Here is a 24,717-nt window from a genome sequence, read left to right as displayed (position 1 = left end):
CGGACGAAGCGGGGGTCAGGCGCTGAAGTGCCAGTGGCCGGAGCCGACGGTGAACACGGCGGCGCCGTCCTGCGTGCGCACGAACTTCGCGCCGTCCCGGGTGACGTCGGAAACGTTCGCCGCGGGCACCCACACCTCGGCGGTCGTGTTCACCGGCACGGTGACGTCGAGCGTGAACCGGCCTCCGGAGACCGACCAGCGGCTCGCGATCTCGCCGTAGTCGGACCGGTAGGTCGCCGACGCCTTCGTGAGGGTCCCGCCGGGCCTCGGGTGGATGACGACGCTCCGGTAGCCCGGCGACGCCGGGGCGATGCCGCCGATGTTCTGGTACATCCAGTCGCCGACCGAGCCGAGCCCGTAGTGGTTGAAGGAGTTCATGCCCGGGTCGTTGAACGTGCCGTCCGGCTTGATGCCGTCCCAGCGCTCCCAGATGGTGGTCGCGCCCCGGCCGATCTCATAGCCCCAGGACGGGAACGTCTTCTGCTGCAGGAGCCGGTACGCCACGTCGTTGTGGCCCGTACGGGTGAGCGTCGGCAGCAGTTCCTCGGTGCCGAGGAAGCCGGTGGTCAGGTGCCCGTCGTGCGCGGCGATGTTGGCCACCAGCTTGTCCGCGGCCGGGGTCACCTGCGCGTCGGGCAGCAGGTCGTCCGACAGCGCGAGGACGTACGCCGTCTGGCTGCCGCCGCCGACCGTGCCGTCGGACTTGACGTACTTGGCGTCGAAGGCGTCCCGGATCTGTCCCCAGAGGGTCCGGTACGCGGCCGCGGCGTCGTGGTCTCCGATCGCGTCCGCCATCCGCGCGACGAGATCGGTGGAGTGCGCGAAGTACGCGGTGCCGATCAGGTCGAGCGGGGTGTCGTCACCGACGTTGAGCCAGTCGCCGTACCCCTGGGCGGGCCGGATCAGCCCGGTGCTGTGCGCCTTGAGGTAGTCGATCCACTTCTTCATCGCCGGGTAGCGGTCGCGTACGACCTGCACGTCGCCGTAGCGCTGCCACAGCGTGTACGGGATGATCACGCCCGCGTCTCCCCAGCCGGCCGTGCCCGAGCCCGCGGACACGGCGGGAACGACGTCGGTGAACGCCCCGTCGGCCGTCTGGTCGTCGGCCAGGTCGGTGGTGAACTTGGCCAGGAACGTGTCGGCGTCCATGTTGAACGTCGAGGTCGGCGCGAACGCCGCGATGTCGCCGGTCCAGCCGAGCCGCTCGTCGCGCTGCGGGCAGTCGGTGGGGACGCTGAAGAAGTTGCCCTTCTGGCCCCACACGATGTTGTGCTGGATCTGGTCGACCAGCGGGTCAGAGGTGGTCAGGGTGCCGTTCGGCGGCGCGTCGGCGTGCGCGACCACGCCGTCGACCGACGACAGGGTCGGCGTGCCTGGGAAGCCGGTGACCTCGACGTACCGGTAGCCGCGGTAGGTGAACCGCGACTCGTACGTCTCGGCGCCGCCGCCCTTGAGCGTGTAGCGGTCGGTGTCGGCGGCGCCGCGCAGGTTCGCGGTGTAGAGCGTGCCGTCGGTGTTCAGCACCTCGCCGTTGCGGATGGTCACCGTGGTGCCGGCGGGCCCGGACACGCGCAGCCGGTTCCAGCCGACCAGGTTCTGGCCCATGTCGAAGACGTAGGTGCCCGGTTTGGGCCGCGTCAGCTTGACCGGGTGCAGGACGGTGTCGACGCGGACCGGCGGACCGGTCTGGGCGACGAGGTTCGGCGTCACGGTGCCGACTTCGACCCCCGACCAGCCGGAGTCGTCATAGCCGGGACCGTCCCAGCCCGCACGCTCGTTCCGCGCGTCGTAGACCTCACCCTGGTAGATGTCGGCCGAGGTCAGGGGGCTGGCGGTGGTCTTCCAGGAGTCGTCGGTGCCGACCGTCTGCGCGGTGCCGTCGGTGTAGTCCACGCGGAGCTGGGCGAGGAACCACGGCTGTTGCCCGTAGACGTGCGTGCCGGCGAAGCCGATGTTGCCGGAGTACCAGCCGGGTGCCAGCAGCGCCCCGATGGCGTTGTCCCCGCGGTGCAGCATCGAGGTCACGTCGTAGGTCTGGTACTGGACACGCTTGTTGTAGTCCGTCCAGCCCGGCGTGAAGTCGTCGTCGCCGACGCGCCGGCCGTTGAGGTGCGCCTCGTACAGGCCGAGCGAGGTCACGTACAGGCGGGCCGCCGCGACCGGCTTGGCGACCCGGAACCCGTGCCGCAGGTACGGCACCGGCGGCGACGGCTGGACGACCTGGTTACCCCACGGCCCCGAGCCGTACGCGGCGGCGTCCTTGGCGGCGCTCCAGGAGGAGTCGTCGAAGCCCGGCTTCTCCCACCCGTCCGGCGCGCTCTGCGCCGACCTGAACGATGAGTCGGTGACGAAGTCGACCGGGTCTCCGTCGGCGCGTTCGACGTGCAGCCGCCCGATCACGCCGGCCGGGCTCTCGGAGGTGTTGACCGCCTGGATCGCGAGGGTGTTGGCGCCGGGGCGCAGCAGGGACGTGACGTCGGCGAGCTGCCCCTGCTTCCAGCCGTCCGTGACCTGCGGTGACGACGCGGCGCGGGTGCCGTTGACGTACAGGGTGAACTCGTCGTCGGCGGTCAGGGTGAACGACGCCTTGGTGATCGCGCCGGAGCCCAGATCGACGGTACGGCGGAAGTAGCGGGTGGAGGCGGGCTCACTGGACGCCGGGTCGCCCTCGGGGTACCAGATCCAGTGCGCGCCGGTCAGGCTCGGCGTCGTCTCCGGGCTGCCGATCCACTTGGCCGTCCAGTCCTGCCGGGCAAGGCCGGTCTCGAAGAAGGACGTCTTGCTCCACGCCGACGGCCTGCCCTGGGCGTCCCAGACGCGGACGCGCCAGTAGTAGCGCCGCCCGGACGCCGGCGCGGAACCGCCGTACGGCACGTCCACGGACTGCGCGCTCGCGACCCGGCCGCTGTCCCAGACGTCGGCGGCCTTGGCATCCTTCTTGGAGGAGACCACGACCTGGTAGGCCGTCTGAGCCTGTCCGCGCGCCGACGAGTCGAGCCGCCAGCCGAGGCGTGGCCGGGCGGCGTCGATCCCGACCGGGTTCGTCGCCCGCTCGGTCGTCGTCGCCGACACCCGTACGGGCGAGGCGGTCCGCGCGGACGCCGGTCCGGCGGGCAGGCCGGTGAGGAGGGCCGTCGTGACGCCGACGGAGATCAGGGCGGGGATCGATCGTCGGCGGAACCTCGTTACCACTCGCATCGGTGTCCCTTTCTCGGCGGGATCGTCAACTCGACGTGCGGCAGATGTCGGTGAGCTTCTCGTCGGCGCCGGCCTGTGCGGACGCCGACGTGCTGAGCGTGTGGCAGCCCGCGCCGACCTGCACGACGACGCGCTCGCCGGCGCGCTCGCCCGTCACCGGCCGGCCGTCGAGGTAGACGGTCGTCCCGGAGTAGGTGCCGGGAACCGGCACGCTGACCGTGCTCGTGGTGTTGCCGGGGATGGCGACACCGAGGTCGTAACGACCGCTCACGGTGTGGAAGGCGACACCGATCCGGCCCTTGACGCTGGGCACCGTGACGGAGCCGAACTCCTGGTTCCCGGTCTGGGGCGCGATCTGGAACGTCGCGTATCCGGGCGAGGTGGGCTGGATGCCGTACATGTCCCGTGGGATGACGTAGGCGGGTGCCGTGGCCCAGGGATGCGACCAGGTCATGTTGCTCTTCTGGGCGGGGTCCCAGGCCTCCCCGGTCGCTCCGGCGCCGAGCTCGATCATGTGCAGCCAGCTGTTCGTCTCCGACGATGTCAGCAGGTTCAGCGCGTCCTGACCGTGCCCGGCGTTGTACAGGGCCTGGAGGAGGAAGCCCGAGCAGTAGACGCTGCAGGCCATGCCGCGGGAGACGATGTACTTCGCCAGCGCGTCGTACTGCGCCTTGTCCGCGGGCACCCCGAAGGCGCCCGGGAAGGCACTCGCCTGGACCGCGTAGTGACCGGTCGGGACGTCGTCCTTGCTGAGACCGTCGTCGTAGGCGCCCTGCTTCGGTTCGTAGAACCGCGTGTTCAGCGCGGTCCGGAGCGTCGTGGCCTTCTGCTCGAAGCCCGCGGCGTCGGTGTCGCGTCCGAGCCGGCGGGCGATGACCGCCATGTCGGTGTAGTTCCGGTAGGCCAGGGCGTTGAGGATGGTGTTCCGGTCGGTGAACCGGTAACCGTCGCGCTCGCCCTCCGGCCAGTCGACGATGGCGTCGGAGCGCACGATGGTGCCGGTGGCGGGGTCGTAGTACTTGTCGAGCAGCTTGGGCACGAGCGTGTCGTAGGCGTGCTCGATCTGCGCCGTGGAGCCCGTTCGCTGCCAGGTGTCGTAGACGGCGCTGATCACGTACATCGGCCACTCGGTCGGCCACGTGCTGTGGTTCTCGAAGTAGTCGATCGAGTACCGGCCCAGCGTCGGGTCGTCCGTCAGGTAGAGGTTGGACAGCAGCTGGATGTAGGCGTCGGCCTCGTAGTCGGTGCGCTCTCGCGTCCAGGAGTCGGTGAAGAAGTTCTGGTTGACCGACTCGATGGTGTTCTTCGACAGCTGCCAGACCGGGACGAGGTTCGGGTCCGAGGACGTGAGCCGTGCGGCGGACGCGTCGAACGGGTAGACCGACGCGAGCGCCTGCAGGTTGTCCTTCGTGATCGGGACCGGAGAGCCCACGATGTTCATGTACCGGAAGACCCGCATGCCCCAGGTGTCGACGGTCTGGGCGCCGTCGCGGAGGGTGAGGACGTCCTCGTACTTGTTTCCGGCGCGCAACTGGTAGCGCGTGGTGTTCGGCGCGGAGGTCTCCTCTCCGAACCGGAGCCGTACCTGTCGGCCCGCCCGGCCGTCGAGCGTGAGGTGCGCGCCACCCATCCAGGTACGGCCGAAGTCGACGAAGTAGTCGCCGCCGCCCAGGTCGACGATCTTCGCCGGGGCGTGCAGCTGCTCCTGGACCTTGGCGAACGGCGTCGGCGACAGCGAGTCGAAGGGCTTCTTCGTCACGGCCGTGGACCAGCCGGTGTCGTCGAAGCCGGGCTTGTCGAACCCGTACGGGTAGTGGGCCGCGGAGAAGTTCTCGCTGGGCATGCTCCAGTAGCCGGTCCCGATGCTGCCGGTGGAGGTCCAGATCTCGTTGCCCGAGAGGGTCTTCCAGTCCGGTCCGGTGCCGATGGTCTGCGTCGTGCCGTCGGTGTAGCGCACGATGACATACGCCTGGAAGCGCTGGTCCTTCGACGCGTAGGCGATGGCGGAGAGGGTGTGCCGCCCTGGTCTGCTCAGGGCGTCCTTGACGTCGAATCCGTCGTAGCGGGTCTCGTTGCCCAGCGCACGCGTGGGCCCGAGGCCGACGAACCGTCCGTCGAGGTACATCTTGTAGACGTACTGCTTGGCCGAGTCGAAGGAGGAGCCCGTCGCGAAGGCCGACGCCCACGCGACCTTCTTCGCCGGCTCGAGGGAGAAGTCGTGGCGCATCAGCGCCCAGTCGTTGGTGAGGACGGCGTTCAGGCAGGCGGTGCTGGTGCCGATCGTGAGCGCCTGGTTCTCGACGGTGCCGCACGGGAAGGACGCCTGGGCGTCGTTGAAGTCGTTGCTGTACAGCACCTTTCCTGTGCTGTCCGCGGCAAGGCTGGTCACGGTGACGTCGTCCAGGACGCCGGTCTCGCTGCCGCCGGTGCGGAAGCCCACGGCGCCGTCGGCGAACGTGGTGTCCGTCCGTCGGTCGACCGTCTTCCCGTCGACCGAGGTGGTGATCGTCGACCCGACGGCCTCGATGCCGACCGCGTGCACCGTCCCGACGTCCAGGGCCACACCGAGGGGCACGGCGGTGCCGGCCTTGTAGGTGCCGCCGGTCTGCGTGTGCGGCACCAGGGTGTTCGGCTGGCTGGCGTTCGAGGCCCGGAACTGCCACATGTAACCGTTCCGGGCATCGGGCGACCGGAACTGGATCCCCATCGCGGTGCGGGTGATCTTCAGCTTGACGTCGAGCCGGTAGTCGGTCCACCTGGCGCCGGCCGGCGGGGCGGACCAGATCGGCACGGAGTCACCCCACTGACCCGGTCCGGTGCCGAAGACCGCCGGCTCGGACCAGTTCGACGGATGGTGGTCCTGGTCCCACAGCTTCACCCGCCAGGAGTACCGCTCGCCCTGCCGGAGCCGCGGGCCCGTGTAGGGCACCGCGGTCGAACGTGCCGAGGTGACCTTGTCGGTGTCCCACAGCGGCGTGCCGGATCCCGGCTTGGTCAGCTCGATCTTGTAGGCGGTCTGGCGCCGCAGCGTCGACTGCCAGCCGAGTTCGATGCCCCCGGCCGCGTCCACGTCCATCGGCGCCGGCAGGGAGTTCGTGACCAGGGCGGTGGGCGCGGAGGGACCGACCACACCGCGGCTCGCGCTCGTGGCGTCCGCCGGTAGGGCGGACGCACCGGCCGTGAGGAGGACGGTGGTGGCGACGATGTAGGAGGACAGGACGGGCAGCGATCGTCGGCGGAACTTTGGTACCAGGCGCATCGTTATCTCTTCCTCGGGGTTATGCCATGGATGTGGGCCCCGATGTGACCACCGGCCGGCCGGGCTCGGCGCGTGGCAGCGCGCCGCGGCCGGCCTGTGGCCACGTGCCGGCCTCAGCGGACGAAGACGGCGGCCGTTTCCGCGTCCACCGGCAGGTGCGGTCGGAGCGACCGCTGTACTTCGGGCGGATCGTCCGTCACCGCACGCTCCTCACCTGGAACTCGTACGAACCCGAGCCCACCTCGTACCGCCGGCCGTCCAGCGGACGCGCCCCGGGTGGCAGGCCGACCGGTCCGGTGCCGGGCACGGTGACCTCGGCGGTCGCCCCGACCGGCACCTCGACGCTGAGGGTGAGCACCCCACCGGCGCGCTTCCAGTGCACGGCCACCCGGCCGTGCGGCGTGCGGGTGGCCGCGTCGACGTACGTCAGGTCGCCGAGCGGCTGTGGCGCGATCGCGATCCGGTCGTAGCCGGGCGCGGCGGGTGAGATGCCCGCCAGGCTCGTGAAGAACCAGTCGTCGACGGCGCCGCCGAGGAACACGTGGTCGTGGGAGCGCGCGTCGAGGTCCCAGCGCTCCCACAGCGTGGTCGCGCCGTTGTTCACCCAGTAGCCCCAGCCGGGATAGGTCTGCTGGTTCGCGACCTGGTACGCCAGCTCGCCCTGGCCGCGCTTGGTCAGCTCGTCGAGGATGAACCGGGTGCCGAGCGCGCCGGTGTTCAGGTGGTCGCCGCGGTCGGTGATGTCCTTGACCAGCCGGTCGGTGACCGCCTTCACCGACGCCGTCGGCACCATGCCGAACGCCAGGGGCAGCAGCGCGTTCGTCTGCCGGTAGTCGGGGTCCGAGCCGGTCACGTAGGCGTCGCCGCGCAGGAACGTGTCGTTGAACGCGGTCTGGATCTTCGCGGCGGCCGCGCGGTACCGGGCGGCGTCGTCCGGGTGGCCGAGTGCCTCCGCGGCGTTCGCCACCGCGAGCGTGTTGGCGTAGGTGTAGGCGGTACCGGCCAGCTTCGGGTCCTCCGGGCTGTTCCCGCCGTACCCGGGTGCGAGGTAGTCGTTGAGCGAACTGCCGTACACGCCGCTCGTGGAGGTCGCCAGCCAGCCGTCGAGATACCTGCGCATCGCCGGGTAGTTGGCGCTCAGCGTGTCGCGGTCGCCGTAACGCTCGTACATCAGCCAGGGGATCATGGTGAACGCGGCGTGCCACGGCGGCGCCTGGCCGTAGTAGCCGAGTCCCCAGCCGTTGTCCGGCGCGATGCCGGGGACGATGCCGTTCGAACCCTGGCTGTCACGGATGTCGGTGAGCCACTTCTCGTACAGGCGGCGCAGGTCGAACTCGTCCGTGTCGGTGGCGGCCATGAGCTGGGCGTCGCCGGTCCAGCCGTTCTTCTCGTACATCGGTGTGTCGGTCGGGATGCCGTACCAGTTGTTCAGGACCGTCTGCCGGGTCATCTGGTGCAGCCGGTCGAACAGCGCGTTGGAGCTGTCGAACGAGCCGACCGAGCGGACGTCGGAGTGGACCTCGCGGCCATCGATGTCGTCGGCGGTCAGCGTGCCCGGCCAACCGGTGACCTCGATGTACTGGAAGCCCTGATAGCTGTAGCGCGGCTCCCACGTCTCGGTGCCCCGGCCGGACAGCGTGTACTGGTCGGTCTGGAACTGTCCGGTGACGAAGCCGTTGACGGAGTTCACGGTGCCGTCGGCGTTCAGCTTCTCGCCGTACTTCATGCTCACCGTCGTGCCGGCCGGGCCGTGCACGCGGATGCGCGCCCAGCCCGCGATGTTGGCCGGCAGCTTCACCACGTACGTGCCCTGCTTGGGGCTGGTGACCGAGACGGGCCGGATGGTGTCCGTGACGCGGATCGGCTCGTGTTCCTCCGGAACGACGGCGCCGGCGGGCGCGGGCAGTGTGGCGGCCGGTCGCCACGTCGTGGCGTCGTAGCCGGGAGTGTTCCAGCCGGGCCGGTCGGCGCGGGCGTCGTAGTTCTCTCCGCCGTACAGGGAGTCGAAGCGCACCGGGCCCTCGGCGTACTGCCAGGTGCCGTCGCTGGCCACCGTCTGCGTGCTGCCGTCCGTGTAGGTGAGGACGAGCTGGGCGAGCAGCCTCGGCTCGCCGTGCCAGGGCGCCTGGTGCCAGTTCCACGTGTTCTGCTGCGTCATGCCGTAGAAGCCGCGGCCGAGGCGGGCGCCGATGGTGTTGGCGCCGCTCCGCAGCATCGCGGTGACGTCGTGCGTGACGAACTCGACGCGCTTGTCGTACCGGGTGAAGCCGGGTTCGAGGACCTCGTCGCCGACCTTACGGCCGTTGAGGCTCAGCTCCTCGTAGCCGCCGGCGGCCGCGTACAGGCGGGCGCGGGCGATCTTCTTGGGCCCGGCGGTGAAGTCCTTGCGCAGCAGCGGCTCGGGCAGCGTGGGCGCGTCCGCGTACACCTTTCCCCACGGCGCCCCGCCCCAGGCGGTGAGCACCTTGGCCGCCGGCCAGGCCGAGTCGTCGAAGCCGGCCGCCTTCCAGTCGCCCGACGGCTCCTTGTCGGTGACCTTCCACGAGCCGTCCGTGTCGATCCTCTGTTCGCCCAGCTCCAGCCGGCCGAGCAGCCCGGCGGCGCTGACCTTGCCGTTCGTGTCGGCGACGGCGATGGTGTTGGTGCCGGTACGGAGCTGGTCCGTGACGTCCACGACGATGGGGTGGCGCCAGTTCTCCAGGTTCGGATCGGGCTCGCGGCCGCCCACCTCGGTGCCGTTCACCCACGCGGTGAATCCGTCGTCGCCGGTCATCACCAGGCGCGACCCGGCCGGCACGCTCGTCAGGTCGAAGGTGCGCCGGAAGTAGCGGGTGCCGGCGGGGGCGCTCGTGGCGGGGTCGCCCTCGGGATACCAGATCCAGTTCGTGCCGGTCAGGTCCGGCGCGGTGGAGTCCTGTGCCGGTGCGCCGATCCACGACGCGTGCCAGCCGGTGAACGCGGTCTCGAACCAGGCGGTGCCGCTCCACGGCGACCATCGGCCGTGCGCGTCGGCGACGCGGACGCGCCAGGTGTACCGGGTGGCGGGGCTGAGCGCGGGCCCGCCGTACGACACGTCGTAGCTGCGCGCGCCGGCGACCTTCCCGGAGTCCCAGACACGGTGTCCACCCGCACGGACCTCGATCCGGTACGCGGTCTGCCGCTGGCCGCGCTCGGCGGAGCCGAGCAGCCAGCCCAGCCGGGGCTTGGCCGCGGCGACCGCGATCGGGTTCGTCGCGTGCTCGGTCTCCAGGTCCGACACGCGCAGCCCGGTGTCGGCGTGCGCCGCCGGCGCCGCCGCGACCACCAGTACGGCGGCGGCCAGGACCGGTGCTAGGCGCCCCATCCCGCCGCCTGCCCTTCTCTTCGCTCGTCGCGGACCTTTTCGAAGTAGCCGGACCGGGCGTAGGCCGCCATCGGGTCCGGATCCAGGCCCATCTCCTCACGCAACTCCGCGAGGAGCGGGCGGACGTCGGTGTTGTAGGCGTCCATGAACACCGCGTTGGCGCCCAGCACATCCCCGGCCCGCTGCGCGGAACCCAACGCCTCCCCATCGACCAGCAGCGCCTTGGCCGTGGCCTCCTGAACGTTCATCACCGAACGGATCTGACCGGGAATCTTCGGCTCGATGTTGTGACACTGATCGAGCATGAACGCGATCTCGTCGCTGAACCCGCCGCCCTGGATGACCTCGTGCATGATCCGGAACAACTGGAACGGATCGGCCGCACCGACCATCAGGTCATCATCGGCGTAGAACCGGGAGTTGAAGTCGAACCCGCCGAGCTTCCCCTCCCGCAACAAGAACGCCACGATGAACTCGATGTTCGTCCCCGGCGCGTGATGCCCGGTGTCGACGACCACCTGCGCCTTGGGCCCGAGCTTGAGGCAGTGGGCGTAGGAGGTGCCCCAGTCCGGCACATCGGTGCTGTAGAACGCCGGCTCGAACAGCTTGTACTCCAACAGGAACCGCTGGTCGTCTCCGAGCCGCTCATAGACGGCGGCCAAGGCCTCGGCGAGCCGGTCCTGCCGGGCCCGGATGTCGTCCTGACCCGGATAGTTCGTGCCGTCGGAGAACCACAGCTTCAAGTCCCGCGACCCGGTCGCGTCCATGATGTCGACGCAATCCAGCAGATGGTTCAACGCCTTCTTACGTACGGCCGGATCCGGGTTGGTGACACTGCCCAGCATGTAGTCGTTGTCCTGGAAGACGTTCGAGTTGATCGCCCCCACCCGCACACCACGGTCACGGGCGTAGACGGCCAGCGCGGCGTAGTCCTCCACCCGATCCCACGGGATGTGCAACGCCACCGTCGGCGCCACACCCGTGAACCGATGCACCTGCGCCGCATCATCGATCTTCTCCTGCGGCGTACGCGGCACACCCTCCTGCGAAAACACCTTGAAACGCGTGCCCGAGTTCCCGTACGCCCACGACGGCGTCTCGATGTGCTGGGTGCGCAGTGCCGCTTTGACGGCCTTTGTGTCGGTCACAAGAAACCCCGGTTCCTACGAGCTTCATGCCAGGTGGAAAGCCGTCGGACGCACGGGGCGGGGCCACCGGCCCCGCCCCCGCGCCGAGCGTCCTAGAAGTGGTAGTTGTCGATGTTGCTCTTGTCGAAGACGGTCGGCGGGCCGAGGATGACCTCGCCGTCCTTGCCGATCGTGCGCGAGCCGAGCTTGCCGGCCTTGAACGTCTCCCCCTGGGCGCCGGTGATCTGCCCGGAGACGAGCGCCGCGGCCGCGTACGCCGCGAGGTAGCCCAGGTTGCCCGGGTCCCACAGCTCGAACTTGTGCACGGTGCCGTCCTTGACGAACTTGCGCATCTGGTTCGGCGTGCCCAGGCCGGAGACCTCGACCTTGCCCTTGTACTTCGAGCTCGAGACGTAACGGGCCGCGGCGGCGATGCCGACCGTGGTCGGGGCGATGATGCCCTTCAGGTCCGGGTATGCCTGGAGCAGACCCTGGGTCTGCTGGAACGACTTCTGGTCATCGTCATCGCCGTAGGCGACCTTGACGAGCTGGATGCCGGAGTACTCCGGCTTCTTCAACTCGTCCTTCATGAACTCGATCCAGGTGTTCTGGTTCGTCGCGTTCGCCGTCGCCGACAAGATCGCGATCTTGCCCTTGCCGCCGATCAGGTCCGACATCACCTTGATCTCGCTACGCCCGATCTCCTCGGAACTCGCCTGGTTGATGAAGACGTCCCGGCACTCCTTGGCGGCATCGGAGTCATACGACACCACCGCGATCTTCCGCGACATCGCCTGCTTCAACGGCCCGCATACGGCGTTCGGGTCGTTGGCCGCGATGAGGATCGCGTCCTGCCGCTGCTGGATCAGCGTGTTGAGGTAGGAGATCTGCGACGACGCCGACGCGTCGGACGGGCCGACCTCCTTGGCCTGGGCGTAGAAGCCCTTGGCCGCGGCGATGCCGGCGTTGTCGACGATCGTCTCGTACGGGTTGTTGACCTGCTTCGGCAGGAACGCCAGCTTCAGGTTCTGCTTGATCGGGGCGTTCGGGTCGGCCTTCTTGCCGCTCGTCGCGGCGTTGCCGCCGTCCTTCGCGGTCGAGTTCTTGGTCGTGCCGCCGCACGCGGCGGCTCCCACGGCGAGCGCGGCCACGAGCGCCACGGCCGCCATTGGACGTTTCAGCATGTCAACTCCCTTGCGTGGAGGAGGAGGCGGTGAGGGACCCGCGGGGAATTCGCCGCGCCTCGCGTACCGCCGCCACGATCCGCGGCGTGAGCACCGAGACGATGAGGAGCAGTCCCGTGACGATCGACTGGATCTCGGTCGCGACGTCGCGGAGCATGAGCAGGTTGCGGAGCAGGCCGATCAGCAGGACGCCGGCGACGACGCCGCCGAGGGTGCCCTTGCCGCCGTCGAAGTCGACCCCGCCCAGCAGCACCGCCGCGATGACGGCCAGCTCCATGCCCAGGCCGTTGTCGGCGCGGGCACTGCCGTACCGCAGGGTGTAGATCACTCCGGCGAAGGCCGAGACCACACCGGAGATGACGAAGAGCAGCAGCTTGATGCGCTTGACCCGGATGCCGGCGAAGAACGCGGCCTCCTCCTGCGCACCGATCGCGAAGATCGCCCGGCCCGCACCGGTCGCGTGCAGGACCGCCGCGGTGAGCAGGGCCAGCACGACGAACAGCGCGAAGGGGTACGGGATCGGGGTGCCGGGCACGGTCTTGGTGGCCAGGTCCGCGTAGTTCTGCGGGAACTCCGCGACCGCCTTGGTCCCCAGCAGGACGTAGGCGAGCCCGCGGTAGAGGGTCATCGTGCCGATCGTGACGGCCAGCGACGGCAACCCGAGCCGCGTGACGAGCAGTCCGTTGACCAGCCCGGCGACCGCGCCGACGACGATCAGCAGCGGGACGATCGTCTCGATCGCCCAGCCGGCGTCCCACAGGGCACCGAGCAGCGCGCTGGACATGCCGAGTACGGAGGCGACGGACAGATCCACCTCGGCCGCCACGACCAGCAGGGTCATGGGCAATGCGATCAGCGCGATCTCGGACAGGTCATCGAGGGCGAAGGAGAGGTTGTCGCTCGTGGCGAAGTCGGGCGTGCCGAGGGAACCGCCGACGAACACCACGATGAGCAGCGCCGTGACGATGACGTCCCAGCGGATCAGCCGGGTACGGAGAGCCGGTGCGGTCTTGGCGGACGCGTCAGGCGCCATGGCGGGCGTTCCTCCTTCGCAGCGCGCGGGTGACGCGCAGGGACAGCAGACGATCGACGCTGATGGCCAGGAGGAGCAGCAGGCCGGCGATGGCGTCCTGCCAGAAGGAGTTGACCTTCAACACCACCAGGACACTGCCGATCGTGGTCAGCAACAACGCACCCAACGCCGCGCCGTACACACTGCCCAGCCCGCCCACGATCGCCACACCACCGACCACGACCGCCGAGACCACCTTCAACTCCCAGCCGTGCGCCGCATCCGCCACCACCGTGCCGAACCGCGCCAGCCACAACACCCCGGCCAACCCGGCCAGCACACCGCTGACCACATAGGCCGTCAGGATCCGCTTGCGGATCGCGATCCCCGCCAGCCGCGCCGCGTCGGGATTGGAACCGATCGCGTAGAACTCCCGGCCCGAGGGGAACGAACGCAGGTAGTACCCCACACCCACCATCACCACGAGCGTGATCAACGGCAGATACGGGATCCCCAGCACACTCCCGCTACCCAGCTCCAGCAGCGAAGACGGCACGTCCGCGGCGTTGATCTGCTGCCCGTGCGCCCAGTAGTAATCCAGGCCCTGGATCACATACAGCGTCCCAAGCGTCACCACCAGCGCCGGCACCTTGAAGAAACTGACCAACACCCCGTTGACCAGCCCGCACACCGCACCGATCGCCATGCCCAACACCAGCACCAAGACGATGTTCCGGTCATGACCGAGCACGAACTTGCCCGACGCGAACGCGACGAGCCCCACCACCGACCCGACCGACAGATCGATGTTGCGGGTCACCACCACCATCGTCTGCCCGACCGCCAGCAACGCCAGGATCGAGGCGTTCAGGAAGATGTCCTTCACGCCCTGCGTCGACAGGAACGAGGAGTTGACGGCGGTCGTGACTCCGACGAGGACGATGAGCGCGGCGACGATGCTCAGCTCGCGGGCGCGCAGGACGGTGTCGACGAGGCGCCGTCCGCCGGCGTCGCCGGGTCCGGCCGCGGCGGTGGTCGCGGTGGTCGTGGCCATCAGACCGCCTCCTCCCGGGTACGGCCGGTCGCGGCCGCCATCACGGTCTCCTCGGTCGCCTCGTCCCGTGGGATCTCGGCGGCGAGCCGGCCCTCGTGCATGACGAGCACCCGGTCGGCCATCCCGAGCACCTCCGGCAGGTCGGAAGAGATCATCAGCACGGCGAGGCCGTCGGCGGCGAGTTGCGACAGCAGCCGGTGCACCTCCGCCTTGGTGCCCACGTCGATGCCCCGGGTCGGCTCGTCCACGATCAGCGCGACCGGCTCGGTGGACAGCCACTTGGCGAGCACGACCTTCTGCTGGTTGCCGCCGGACAGCACGCCGACGGTGTCGCTGAGACGGGCGTACTTGAGCTGGAGCCGGATCGCCCAGTCGGCCGCCCGATCCCGTTCGACCTTCCGGGAGATCACCGGTCCGCGACGCAGGGAGCTCAACTGCGTCAGACCGATGTTGCGCTCGATCGAACCGTCCATGACCAGCCCCTGCTGACGCCGATCCTCCGGCACCAGCGCGATTCCCGCCGACATCGCGGCGGTGGGACTGCCGCCCGGCAGCCGCCGACCGCCGACCATGACGGCCCCGGCGTCGTAGCGGTCGATGCCGAACACGGCGCGGGCGACCTCGCTGCGACCCGCCCCGACGAGCCCGGCGAGCGCGACGATCTCTCCGGCGCGCACCTCGAAGGACACATCGGTGAAGACGCCCTCGCGGGTCAGCCGGGACACCTCCAGCACGGGGTCGCCGAGTGTGGTGTCCTGCTTGGGATAGAGCGTGTCCAGTTCGCGGCCGACCATCCGCTGGACGAGGTCGTCGGGCGTGAGGCCGTCGAGGTCCTCGGTGGCGATCAGCCGCCCGTCGCGCAGTGTCGTCACCCGCTGGCAGATCTCGAAGATCTCCTCCAACCGGTGGGAGATGAACAGCAGCGCACAACCCTGGTCCTGAAGAGTGCGGGAAACCGTGAACAGCCGCGCGACCTCATTACCCGACAGCGCCGCCGTCGGCTCATCCATGATCAACACCCGGGCATCACGAGAAATCGCCTTCGCGATCTCCACGATCTGCTGGTCCGCGATCGACAACCCACGCGCGGGACGGTCCGGATCCAACGCCACACCCAGCCGCTCGAACAACCTCGCCGTCTCCGCACGCAACGCCCGACGATCGATCCGCCCGAAACTCGCCCGCGGCTGACGGCCCATGAAGATGTTCTCCGCGACCGACAGATCGGGGAACAACGTCGGCTCCTGATAGATCACCGCGACACCCGCCTGCTGCGCGTCACCGGGGCCGCGGAACTCCCGCGGCCGCCCGTCGAGCAGGACGGTGCCCTCGTCCGGCCGGTGCACCCCGGCCAGGATCTTCACCAGCGTGGACTTGCCCGCGCCGTTCTCCCCGGCGAGCGCGTGGATCTCGCCGCCGCGCAGGTCGAGCGACACGCCCCGCAGGGCCTGGACGGCGCCGAACGACTTGCCGACGTTCTCCAGAGCCAGGATCGGAGGCGGCTCGCTCATGCTTCGCTCCCGGAAGTGAACGATGTAAAAACGTTTTAACGAAGTTGACCCGGGACGCTAAGTCTGACCGGGAGCTACGTCAAGGGGTCGATCCGCCCCCCGCCCCTGACCCTCCGTGGCCATCAAGGCTCTGAGCTGCTGTTATGCGGAACAGATAACGAGAAAGTCACCATCGGCACTGCGTCGGCCGCTTCGCCCGGTCCCGGTTGACACGTTTTAATGAGTTCGCTTTAGTGAACGCCACTGGCTGGAGGAGGCGCGGCGATGGTGACCGTGGGCATCAAGGATGTCGCGCGGCGGGCCGGTGTGTCTCCCGGCACGGTCTCGAACGTGCTGAACCGCCCCGAGCGCGTCGCCGCCGCGACCCGCTCGCGCGTCGAAGAGGCCATCCGCGAACTCGGCTTCGTCCGGAACGGCTCGGCGTCGACCCTGCGCGCGGGACAGAGCCGGGCGGTGGGGCTCGTCGTGCTCGACGTCGGCAACCCGTTCTTCGTCGAGGTCGCGCGCGGCGTCGAGGACGTCGTCAGCGACCGCGACCACGCGGTCATCCTGTGCAACTCGGGCGAGTCGCCGGAGAAGGAGGCGCGCAACCTGCGGGTCCTGGCCGAACAGCGGGTCCGCGGTGTGCTCATCACTCCGGCGGGCGACGACACCTCCGATCTATTGCGGCTCCGCGAACACGGCGTCGCGGTCGTGTTCGTCGACCATTCGGCCTCCGGTGACGTGTGCTCGGTCGCCGTGGACGACGTCGCCGGCGGCGAGCTCGCGGTGCGTCACCTGATCGAGAAAGGCGCGCGGCGGCTCGCGTTCGTCAGCGGCCCGAAGGCGATACGCCAGTGCAGCGACCGGCGGCGCGGAGCCCTGCGGGCGCTGGAGACGTCCGACCTTCTGCCCGGCGACCTGACCGACATCGTCGTCCCGGAGATGAACGCGCACGGCGGGCAACTCGCCGCCCGTACCCTCCTCGACGAGGGGCTGCCGGACGCCGTGTTCTGCGCGAACGACCTGCTCGCCCTCGGCGTGCTGCGCGTCCTGCTCCAGGCGGGCGTGCGCGTCCCCGAGGACGTCGCGCTCATCGGCTACGACGACATCGAGTTCAGCTCGGCCGCCGCCGTACCCCTCAGCTCGATCCGTCAGCCGACGTACCAGCTCGGCAAGATCGCCACCGAGCTGCTCCTGGACGAGTGCGACGACCCGGCCGGCCACGCGCACCAGCAGATCATGTTCCAGCCCGAGCTGGTCGTCCGCGAGTCGAGCGGCTGAGATGGCGGGTACCTACGCCGCGGTCGACCTCGGTGCCTCCAGCGGCCGGGTGATGGTGGCACGCGTCGGCGCCGGCGAACTCGTCCTCCGCGAGGCGCACCGGTTCCCCAACGAGCCGGTGCGCGTCGCCGGGACGCTGCACTGGGACGTGCTCGGCCTGTACCGCGAGGTGCTCGCCGGGCTGCGGGCGGCCGACGCCTGCGACGGGGTTGGCGTCGACTCCTGGGCGGTCGACTACGGCCTGCTCGACGAGGACGGCGCCCTCATCGGCAACCCGGTCCACTACCGCGACGGCCGTACGGACGGCGTCCTGGAACGCGTGGTCGCCGAGGTCGGCGCGGACACCCTGTACGGCGTGAGCGGCCTGCAGTTCCTGCCGTTCAACACCGTCTACCAGCTGCTGTCCTCCCCGCTGCCCCCGCAGGCCCGTACGCTGCTGATGGTCCCGGACCTGCTCGCGTACTGGCTGACCGGCGCGATCGGCGCCGAGGTGACGAACGCCTCGACCACCGGCCTGTACGACGTGCGGGCCGGCGCGTGGGCGTACCCGCTGATCGAGCGGCTCGGCCTGCCGCCCTCCCTGTTCCCGCCGCTGCGGCCGACCGGCTCCCCCGTGGGCACGCTGCGCGCCGACGTCGCCGCGGGCGCCGGTCTGCCGTCCTCGCTGCCCGTCACCGCCGTCGGCTCGCACGACACGGCCTCGGCCGTCTTCGCGGTACCCGCCGCCGACGAGCGTTTCGGGTACGTCTCGTGCGGCACGTGGTCGCTGGCCGGGGTGGAGCTGACCGCTCCGGTGCTGTCCGCCGAGAGCCGCGCCGCCGGGTTCACCAACGAGGTCGGCGTCGACGGGACGATCCGCTACCTGCGCAACATCATGGGCCTGTGGCTGCTGCAGGAGTCGCTGCGCGCGTGGGGCGAGACGGCGTCGTCGCTGTCGTCCCTGCTGGCCGCCGCGGCCGAGGCGCCGCCGTTCGCCGCGCTCGTCGACCCGGGTGACCAGGAGTTCCTGCCGCCGGGCGATATGCCGGCCCGCATCGCCGCGCACTGCGAGCGCACCGGACAGCGTCCGCCGGCCGGCCGCGCCGAGACGGTCCGCTGCATCCTGGAGAGCCTGGCCCTCGGCCACCGCGCGGCGATCCGTGAGGCGTCGCGGCTGTCCGGGCGCGCGGTCGACGTGGTGCACATCGTGGGCGGCGGGGCACGCCACGCGCTGCTGTGCCGGCTGACCGCCGACGCCTGCGGCCTGCCGGTCGTCGCCGGCCCGGTGGAGGCCACCGCCATCGGCAACGCACTGGTCCAGGCCCGCGCGGACGGCTACGACGGTGACCCCCGCGATCTCGTCCGCCGCACCCAGGAGCTCGTCACGTACGAGCCACGCGGCGACGAGACCGCCTGGGACCGCGCCGCCGCGCGCATCGGCCTGCCGTAGAGCTCATCCCCCGCCGGCCGGCGGGGGCACGGCGAAGGCACCGGCGGACGCGGCGAGAGCGGCGGTCCTGGCCGCGTGGTCGGGCAGGTGCGGGTCCGGTGGCGTGCGCAGAAGCACCAGCTGGTGGTACACCGGCGCGGTCGCGGCGATGAGCAGCCGCCGGGCGTCGGTGTGCGGCGGGAGTTCGCCGCGCCGGACGGCGCGGTCGACGATGACCTCGCAGCGGGCGTACCGGTCCTCCCAGAGCCGCCGCTGCGCGTGGTCGGCCTGCTCCGAGCGGAACGACGCGGCGATCAGGGCCGCCATGACCGGCGGCTCCGCGGTCAGGGCCGCCTGGATCTCCTGGTTCAGCGCCGCCAGGTCGCCGGTCAGCGAGGCGGTGTCCGGCGGCTGCCAGTCGTCGTCGCCGGCCGCGTCGAGGACGTCGGCGAGCAGGCCGCCGACGTCGCCCCAGCGCCGGTACACGGTCGCGCGGTGCACGCCCGCGCGGGCCGCGACGGCGTCCATGGTGAGCCCGTCGTAGCCGTGCTCGCCGAGCTCCGCGCGGACCGCGTCGAGCACCTGCGTACGGATGCGGGCGGTACGGCCACCGGGCCGGCGCCGGGTCGGCGGGGCGTCGTTCGGTCCTGGCGCTGCGGAAGTCATCGCCGGTAACCCGTTTGCTCGGTCGGACGGTGTCATGCCAGTATCTTAATGCGTCGCTTGTCGCACTAAGACACATCTTCTCAGGAGGGAGACTCGATGCCGGCCGTTCCCGCCGACCCGACCGTGCTGCATCCGATGCCCGGGCAGCCGCGGGTGGTGCTGCTGAAGCCGCTGATCACCTCGCCGCTGATCGAGGTCGGGGAGTTCTCCTACTACGACGATCCGGACGACCCGACCGCCTTCGAGACCCGTAACGTGCTGTACCACTACGGGCCGGAGAAACTGGTCATCGGGAAGTTCTGCGCGCTGGGTGAGGGCGTGCGGTTCATCATGAACGGCGCCAACCACCGCATGGACGGCCCCTCGACGTTCCCGTTCCCGATCATGGGTGGTTCGTGGGCCGAGCACTTCGACCTCATCACCGGCCTGCCCGGGCGGGGTGACACCGTGGTGGGCAACGACGTCTGGATCGGCTACCGGGCCATGGTGATGCCCGGCGTCCGCATCGGCCACGGGGCGATCGTCGCCTCCGGTTCCGTCGTCGTCGACGACGTCCCCGACTACGGCATCGTCGGCGGCAACCCGGCCAGGCTCATCCGCCGCCGCTACAGCGACGCGGACATCGACCGCCTCCTGGCCCTGGCCTGGTGGGACTGGCCGCTCCAGCACATCACCGAGCACATTCCCACGATCATCTCCGGCGGCATCGACGACCTGGAGAACGCCGCGGACCGCTGACCGGCCCCGGCGAAGGACGACCAGTCACTGAGAATCGAGTTGCCGACGTGCCTGCCTCCCCCCATCACGACCCGTTCGCCGGCTGGCTTCGCGGCCATGCCGTCCCGCTCACCCACCTCGACCCCGAGGCGCCGCTCGACGACCTCGAGCCGCTGGGCGACGTCATCGGCGACGCGCGTGTCGTCGCGATCGGCGAGAACTCCCACTTCATCAACGAGTTCGCGCTTCTGCGCCGGCGCATCCTGCGGTTCCTGGTCGAACGCCGCGGCTTCGCCGTCCTGGCCTTCGAGTACGGCTTCAGCGAAGGCTTCCCCCTCGACGCGTGGGCGCGGGGCGAGGGCACGGACGACGACCTGTCGGCCCGCACGGCCGCGGCGATCCCCGTGGGCCTCGACGAGCCGCTGCGCTGGATCCGCCGGCACAACCGCACGACCTCGCGACCGGTGCGTTTCGCCGGGATCGACGTTCCGGCGGCCGGCGGGTCGCTGCTTCCCGCCCTGGCTCCGGTCGCCGACTACCTGCGCGAGATCGATCCCGAGGTCCTGCCGGCGGTCGAGACGGCGATGCGGATCGCCGAGACGTTCGCCGGCGACTCCGCGGCCGTGGCCGCGCCCGCGTGGGCGCGCCTGGCCACCGCCGACCAGGACGCCCTCAGCGCGGTCCTGATGCGGCTGCTCATCCGGTTCCGCTCCGTCGAACCGCTGTACGTCTCCCGCGGCGACCAGCGGAGCTACGACATCGCCCTGCGACGCCTCGAAGGCGCCTGCCACGGGGACTACACGTTCCGCGCCATGGCCGAGCTGTTCGCCGGCACCGGCCTGACCGCCGACACCTCGGCCCGGGAGGTCTACATGGCCGGTTCGGTCCGCTGGCACCTGGAGCGCCTCGAACCGGGGACCCGCGTCGTGCTGGCGGCCCACAACGCCCACCTCCAGACGTCGCCGATCTCCTTCGACGGTCACCTCACGGGACTGCCGATGGGACAGCACCTGCGCGGCATGCTGGGCGACGACTACTTCGCCCTCGGCCTGACGAGCACCGCCGGCCACACGGCGGAGATGCGCCGCGACGAGAACGCGCGGTTCGGCTTCGTCGTCGACGACACCCCGCTGGAGCCGCCCGAGCCGGGAAGCGTCGAAGCCGCCTTCGCCGACGCCGGCCTCGGGCTCGCCGTCGCCGATCTCCGCCGGGCCCGCCGCGAACTCCCCGGCGGCACCGGTCCCGACCGCATCCGGATCCAGAGCGCCTACGTGCACACCCCCGTCCTGGAGGCGTTCGACGGCATCCTCAGCACCTCGACCTCCACCGTGGCCGACGACGTCAAGGGCTGAGAATCCCGCCCCGTCTCCTCCGTCACTCAGGACACGAGCGAGCACTTAGGTAGATTTTTTACTCATATCTACATCAGATGGTAACTTGCCTACCCATACGGTGACCTGCGGCATTAAGGTGCGTGCATGCGTTTTGTCCCCCTTGCCGCGGTCTTTGCCGCCCTGATCGCGGTCCTCCTCCCTGCTCCTGCATCAGCGATCACCAATGGCACGCCCGACGGCGAGACGCACCCGGCCGTGGGCGCCATGGTCAACGCCAAGGCGTACGCCGACGGCACCTGGTCGTACTGCACCGGCACGCTGATCTCGCCGACCGTCTTCCTCACCGCCGCCCACTGCGGTAAGAACGGCCAGAAGACCGCGCTGGTCTCGTTCTCCAGCCACTACCAGCTCGGCTCCGGCGTCTACGTCGGCCGTTACGTGGCCGACCCCGACTACACCGAGAAGTCCGATCTCCACGACATCGCGGTCGTCGTCTTCAGCACTCCCATCGCCGGCATCAAGCCCGCACGCCTGCCGACCGCGGGGCTGCTGGACCGGCTCGAGGCCAACGGCACCCTGGGCAAGTCGGTGTTCACCCCGGTGGGCTACGGCTCGGCCCTGCCGACCGGCGACGGGAAGACGTACCACTACTCCGACACCCGCCGTCTCACGTCGATCTCCTTCGGCAGCCTCACCCGCTCGTGGCTCAAGCTGTCGATGGACGGAAAGAAGGACGGCAGCACCTGCTTCGGCGACTCGGGCGGCCCCAACTTCCTCGGCGGGCCCACCTCCGACCTGGTCGTGGCCACCACGATCAGCGGTGACGACGACGCGTGCCGGATGACCAACCTCGACTACCGGCTCGACACGCCCACGGCGCGGGCGTTCCTCGGCAAGTACGTCACCCTGCCCTGACCGATTCGTCGCGGGAACCGGCGGCATCCGCGATCATGCTGCCATGGGCGGGTTCGTGGCTTTGATAATCGTGCTGCTGTTCGTCGCCGGTGTCGTGGTCGCCGGGACCGTCGTGCTCTTCCGCGCCTTGGGTGCCGCGAGCATGAAGGCCGAGCGGCGCCGCCTCGACGCGCTCTACGCCTGGACCATGGCCAGCGGGTGGCGGATGCACGAGGGCGACGCCGCCACCCGCTGGCGGCCACGACTCGCTCACCTGCGGGGATTCCGGATGCGGCGGTTCGCGTACGGGACCGTTGGCGTGCTGCCGGTGACCGCCGCCGACTGCCGGTACGAGACCACGAGCACCAACTCCCAGGGCACGCAGACGATCGAGGTCAACCTGGCGGTGTTCGTCGCGACGCTGCCGGGGATGTGGCCCGAGATCACGGTCGGCAACCGCAGCCTGGGCTCGCGGGTACTCCAGTCCCTCGGCGGGCATTCGGGGACCGAGATCGGGCATCCGGAGTTCGACCGGCGCTTCCGCGTGGACGCGGCCGACCCGTACGCGGCGCGGGCGCTCCTGTCCCCCGCCCTCATCGACGCGCACCTGCGCGACCAGGCGCCGAACTGGAGCATCAGCGGCGGCGAACTCATGGTCGTCGAGAGGCACCGCCTCACGCCCGAGCACATCCCGCCGGGCGTGGACCGGCTCCGCCGGCTCGCGGCCGTCCTCGGCGTACCGAGCTAGGTCCACCGCCCTGGGACGTTGGTCGATCTGGTCACGGGTGGTCTGCCGCCGGTCGCGGCTCTACGCGCCCGCGTCCTCGACGCGTCCGTCCTGCTCCACGGCGACGGCCCGGACATTCCCGTACCCGTGGAGGCGCCGATCCGAGGTTCCGGCGGCCGCCGGCGTCCGGCCGGGTCGGACTCACGGACGTGAGTCCGACCCGGCGCGACACCGCCCTGATGACCGCCGGCGGCCGTCAGTGCCGTGCGAACTGCCTGGCGACGGTCCGGAAGATCCGCTCCGGCTCGTCGTGGTGGTACACGTGCACGGTCGCGTTGACGTGATCGCTGTTGCCGCTGATCTGCCAGGCCGACGGGTGCTCGAACCCGGGGTCGCGGATGTCCAGGCCGATCGAGGACAGGTCGTCGAAGGTCGCGTCGGTGTAGTAGTCGCCCACACCCTGCCTCTCGTACAGACGGAAGGACAGCTTCACCTTCTTCTTGCCCTTCACGAACTGGGTGACGTCCACCGGGCCCTGCCGGTCCGAGCCGTTGATCCACATGAAGTTGAACCAGTCGGTGACGTCGGACTCCCAGATGACCTGGTCATCGATCAGCACCTGCTTGAAGTGATAGCCGCCCAGGCCGCCGTAGAACGGGTCGCGGTGCCACCACGACAGCTCGTACCGCGGCGACGTCGGGTCGACGGTGACCTCCTGGGAGGCCTCCGCGTAGTCGCCGGTTCTGGTGCCGACATGCGGGGCGACGGTCAGCGCGAGGCGTCCGTCGCCCTGGCGCGGGCCCTGGCTGGGGTCGGTGAGGTTCTCGCCGGTGAGCTGGGTGCCGTACGAGATCACGCCGTCGATCTTGTGCTCGCGGGTGTAGCGCATGCCGACGTCCAGCACGTCGTTGACGTACCGCGCCGTGGGCGCGAGCACGCTGTCGAGCAGCCGGCCGGAGTAGTCGAGCAGGATGAGGCTGAGGTGCTTCTGCTCGGTGAGCGTCCGGATGGCGTCGAGGTTCGCCGCGACGGCCGACGCGTCGTTGGTGTTGTTGTCCTTGCCCAGGTAGGGGTACACGACGCCGTCGATGACGTCGCCGTACGTCGCGTAGAAGCCCGGGTTCGTGGCGGTGCCGTAGTACGCGATCGTGTACAGGCCCAGGTCCGGGTTGATCGACTTGGTGATCTGCCGCATGCGGCTGAGGTAGTCGTGGGTGAAGAGCTTGGCGTTGTCGGAAGCCAGGAAGTCGTCGATGGCCCAGGCGACCACGTTCGAGTACGTCTTCGACAGCCGCGCGACCTGGTCGGCCCAGGTGAGGAAGTCGGTCTCGTACGGGCGGGAGCAGCGGCCCGCGAGGTGCGCGTCGTCGTTGGGGAAGCATTCGCTGGGCGGCGCGAGGCCCACCCAGACGCGAATGCCGGCGCGCTGGGCGGCCGGGGCGAACTCGTCCTTCAAGTCGGCCCAGTCGGTGGGCATGTCCCACACCGTGTAGTAGAAGGTGTTGACGTGTAGTTCCTTCAGCCGCTTGATGAGCCGGGGCGTGTCGATGTGCCGGTACCCGTCCTTGCGCGGCTTGGCCTCCCGCACCTGCGTGCCGATCGTGTTGCCGCCGGGGTGCGTGGCCCGGACACCGTCGGCGGGGACCCAGGGCCGGTTCGTGGTCGGCGCGGCCGGAAGGGCGGCCGGGCGCGCCGTACGCGCCGTACGCGCCGGGTGGGCGGCGCTCGCGGCGCCGCCGGTGGTGAGGACCGCGGCGAGCGCGGCGGTGACGGCGAGCCGGGCGGTGGAGGTGAGGGATCTTCGCATCGTGACTCCTTCGTGGGGGACGTCAGGAGAAGCGGTCGATGAGGTGGGCCGGGACGTGACGTCCGGCCCGGACCGGTCGGTGCGACGGGAGCGGAGGCGATCCGCGCGAGGTGGGGCGTGCCCGGCCGGCGGGTGGGAGTCGGGAGAGAACGGCTTGGGGAACACGACCGCCGAGGTCAGGCCCGACCGGCGGTGGTCGTGGCACTCCGGGAG

At 70.1% G+C, this 24,717-nt stretch carries 16 protein-coding genes; 6 read left to right on the top strand and 10 right to left on the bottom strand.

From position 1 onward, the window contains the following. Positions 1–15: 15 nt before the first annotated feature. The 8 genes from ACQEV1_RS20635 to ACQEV1_RS20600 all read right to left on the bottom strand — a co-directional run bounded on the left by ACQEV1_RS20635 (position 16) and on the right by ACQEV1_RS20600 (position 15,688). Positions 16–3,198 carry a family 78 glycoside hydrolase catalytic domain gene (locus ACQEV1_RS20635; protein WP_433395275.1) on the bottom strand — a complete coding sequence of 1,061 codons (3,183 nt, stop codon included), beginning with the start codon at positions 3,196–3,198 and terminating at the stop codon, positions 16–18. Positions 3,199–3,223: 25 nt separating this feature from the next. After that, entirely contained in the window at positions 3,224–6,457 is a 3,234-nt protein-coding gene (locus tag ACQEV1_RS20630; protein ID WP_433395273.1) for a family 78 glycoside hydrolase catalytic domain, read from the bottom strand. A gap of 196 nt (positions 6,458–6,653) precedes the next feature. Next, the gene (locus ACQEV1_RS20625; protein ID WP_433395271.1) at positions 6,654–9,800 is read right to left on the bottom strand and encodes a family 78 glycoside hydrolase catalytic domain; all 3,147 of its coding nucleotides are present in this window, start codon (positions 9,798–9,800) and stop codon (positions 6,654–6,656) included. Beyond that, a complete protein-coding gene (gene rhaI, locus ACQEV1_RS20620; protein ID WP_433395269.1) occupies positions 9,788–10,948 on the bottom strand; it encodes an L-rhamnose isomerase in 1,161 nt (386 codons plus the stop codon). The genes ACQEV1_RS20625 and rhaI overlap by 13 nt, the downstream gene beginning before the upstream one ends. A 92-nt stretch (positions 10,949–11,040) precedes the next feature. Further along, on the bottom strand, positions 11,041–12,111 hold the full coding sequence (rhaS, locus tag ACQEV1_RS20615; protein WP_285620075.1) for a rhamnose ABC transporter substrate-binding protein: 1,071 nt from the start codon (positions 12,109–12,111) through the stop codon (positions 11,041–11,043). Position 12,112: 1 nt separating this feature from the next. After that, a complete protein-coding gene (locus ACQEV1_RS20610) occupies positions 12,113–13,144 on the bottom strand; it encodes an ABC transporter permease (RefSeq protein ID WP_285566263.1) in 1,032 nt (343 codons plus the stop codon). Next, positions 13,134–14,177, bottom strand: a complete 1,044-nt coding sequence (locus ACQEV1_RS20605; RefSeq protein WP_433395266.1) for an ABC transporter permease — start codon at positions 14,175–14,177, stop codon at positions 13,134–13,136. Before ACQEV1_RS20605 ends, ACQEV1_RS20610 begins: the two co-directional genes overlap by 11 nt. Continuing rightward, positions 14,177–15,688 carry a sugar ABC transporter ATP-binding protein gene (locus ACQEV1_RS20600; RefSeq protein ID WP_433395264.1) on the bottom strand — a complete coding sequence of 504 codons (1,512 nt, stop codon included), beginning with the start codon at positions 15,686–15,688 and terminating at the stop codon, positions 14,177–14,179. Before ACQEV1_RS20600 ends, ACQEV1_RS20605 begins: the two co-directional genes overlap by 1 nt. Positions 15,689–15,952: 264 nt before the next feature. Here ACQEV1_RS20600 and ACQEV1_RS20595 point away from each other — a divergent pair, with 264 nt between their 5' ends. Together ACQEV1_RS20595 and ACQEV1_RS20590 are read left to right on the top strand one after the other, a co-directional pair. Further along, positions 15,953–16,951, top strand: coding sequence for a LacI family DNA-binding transcriptional regulator (locus ACQEV1_RS20595; protein WP_285616643.1), 999 nt, complete (start codon positions 15,953–15,955; stop codon positions 16,949–16,951). 1 nt (position 16,952) lies between these two features. Next, complete coding sequence (locus tag ACQEV1_RS20590; RefSeq protein WP_433395262.1) at positions 16,953–18,380, top strand: rhamnulokinase; 1,428 nt, start codon at positions 16,953–16,955, stop codon at positions 18,378–18,380. 3 nt (positions 18,381–18,383) lie between these two features. Here ACQEV1_RS20590 and ACQEV1_RS20585 read toward each other — a convergent pair whose 3' ends face one another. Continuing rightward, entirely contained in the window at positions 18,384–19,025 is a 642-nt protein-coding gene (locus ACQEV1_RS20585) for a TetR/AcrR family transcriptional regulator (RefSeq protein ID WP_285616645.1), read from the bottom strand. A 96-nt stretch (positions 19,026–19,121) separates the two neighbouring features. On the opposite strand from ACQEV1_RS20585, the gene ACQEV1_RS20580 reads away from it, so the two are divergent. The 4 genes from ACQEV1_RS20580 (at position 19,122) to ACQEV1_RS20565 (ending at position 22,718) form a co-directional block, all read left to right on the top strand. Next, on the top strand, positions 19,122–19,763 hold the full coding sequence (locus tag ACQEV1_RS20580; protein WP_285616646.1) for a CatB-related O-acetyltransferase: 642 nt from the start codon (positions 19,122–19,124) through the stop codon (positions 19,761–19,763). A 47-nt stretch (positions 19,764–19,810) separates the two neighbouring features. Then, positions 19,811–21,094 carry an erythromycin esterase family protein gene (locus ACQEV1_RS20575; RefSeq protein WP_433395259.1) on the top strand — a complete coding sequence of 428 codons (1,284 nt, stop codon included), beginning with the start codon at positions 19,811–19,813 and terminating at the stop codon, positions 21,092–21,094. Positions 21,095–21,220: 126 nt separating this feature from the next. Beyond that, entirely contained in the window at positions 21,221–21,991 is a 771-nt protein-coding gene (locus ACQEV1_RS20570; RefSeq protein ID WP_433395257.1) for a S1 family peptidase, read from the top strand. Positions 21,992–22,034: 43 nt separating this feature from the next. Continuing rightward, on the top strand, positions 22,035–22,718 hold the full coding sequence (locus ACQEV1_RS20565; protein WP_285616649.1) for a hypothetical protein: 684 nt from the start codon (positions 22,035–22,037) through the stop codon (positions 22,716–22,718). Between the two features lie 235 nt (positions 22,719–22,953). Here the strand turns inward: ACQEV1_RS20565 and ACQEV1_RS20560 are convergent, their stop codons facing one another. Continuing rightward, positions 22,954–24,504: a hypothetical protein gene (locus ACQEV1_RS20560; RefSeq protein ID WP_433395255.1), complete on the bottom strand. Its 1,551-nt coding sequence runs from the start codon at positions 24,502–24,504 to the stop codon at positions 22,954–22,956. Positions 24,505–24,717 lie beyond the last annotated feature (213 nt).

Origin of the sequence: Actinoallomurus sp. CA-142502 (assembly GCF_050936355.1) — a bacterium.
GTDB classification, from domain to species: Bacteria; Actinomycetota; Actinomycetes; order Streptosporangiales; family Streptosporangiaceae; genus Actinoallomurus; species Actinoallomurus iriomotensis.
Note: the sequence above shows the minus strand (reverse complement) of the source record. Positions and strands in the feature narration are given on the sequence as shown.

Bases quoted from the DNA above. Each gene is read 5' to 3' on its own strand.
- ACQEV1_RS20585 (WP_285616645.1), bottom strand. From the start codon at position 19,025: ATGACTTCCGCAGCGCCAGGACCGAACGACGCCCCGCCGACCCGGCGC.
- ACQEV1_RS20580 (WP_285616646.1), top strand. From the start codon at position 19,122: ATGCCGGCCGTTCCCGCCGACCCGACCGTGCTGCATCCGATGCCCGGG.
- ACQEV1_RS20610 (WP_285566263.1), bottom strand. From the start codon at position 13,144: ATGGCGCCTGACGCGTCCGCCAAGACCGCACCGGCTCTCCGTACCCGG.
- ACQEV1_RS20560 (WP_433395255.1), bottom strand. From the start codon at position 24,504: ATGCGAAGATCCCTCACCTCCACCGCCCGGCTCGCCGTCACCGCCGCG.
- ACQEV1_RS20570 (WP_433395257.1), top strand. From the start codon at position 21,221: ATGCGTTTTGTCCCCCTTGCCGCGGTCTTTGCCGCCCTGATCGCGGTC.
- ACQEV1_RS20625 (WP_433395271.1), bottom strand. From the start codon at position 9,800: ATGGGGCGCCTAGCACCGGTCCTGGCCGCCGCCGTACTGGTGGTCGCG.
- ACQEV1_RS20605 (WP_433395266.1), bottom strand. From the start codon at position 14,177: ATGGCCACGACCACCGCGACCACCGCCGCGGCCGGACCCGGCGACGCC.
- rhaS (WP_285620075.1), bottom strand. From the start codon at position 12,111: ATGCTGAAACGTCCAATGGCGGCCGTGGCGCTCGTGGCCGCGCTCGCC.
- ACQEV1_RS20600 (WP_433395264.1), bottom strand. From the start codon at position 15,688: ATGAGCGAGCCGCCTCCGATCCTGGCTCTGGAGAACGTCGGCAAGTCG.
- ACQEV1_RS20595 (WP_285616643.1), top strand. From the start codon at position 15,953: ATGGTGACCGTGGGCATCAAGGATGTCGCGCGGCGGGCCGGTGTGTCT.
- ACQEV1_RS20565 (WP_285616649.1), top strand. From the start codon at position 22,035: ATGGGCGGGTTCGTGGCTTTGATAATCGTGCTGCTGTTCGTCGCCGGT.
- ACQEV1_RS20630 (WP_433395273.1), bottom strand. From the start codon at position 6,457: ATGCGCCTGGTACCAAAGTTCCGCCGACGATCGCTGCCCGTCCTGTCC.
- ACQEV1_RS20590 (WP_433395262.1), top strand. From the start codon at position 16,953: ATGGCGGGTACCTACGCCGCGGTCGACCTCGGTGCCTCCAGCGGCCGG.
- ACQEV1_RS20635 (WP_433395275.1), bottom strand. From the start codon at position 3,198: ATGCGAGTGGTAACGAGGTTCCGCCGACGATCGATCCCCGCCCTGATC.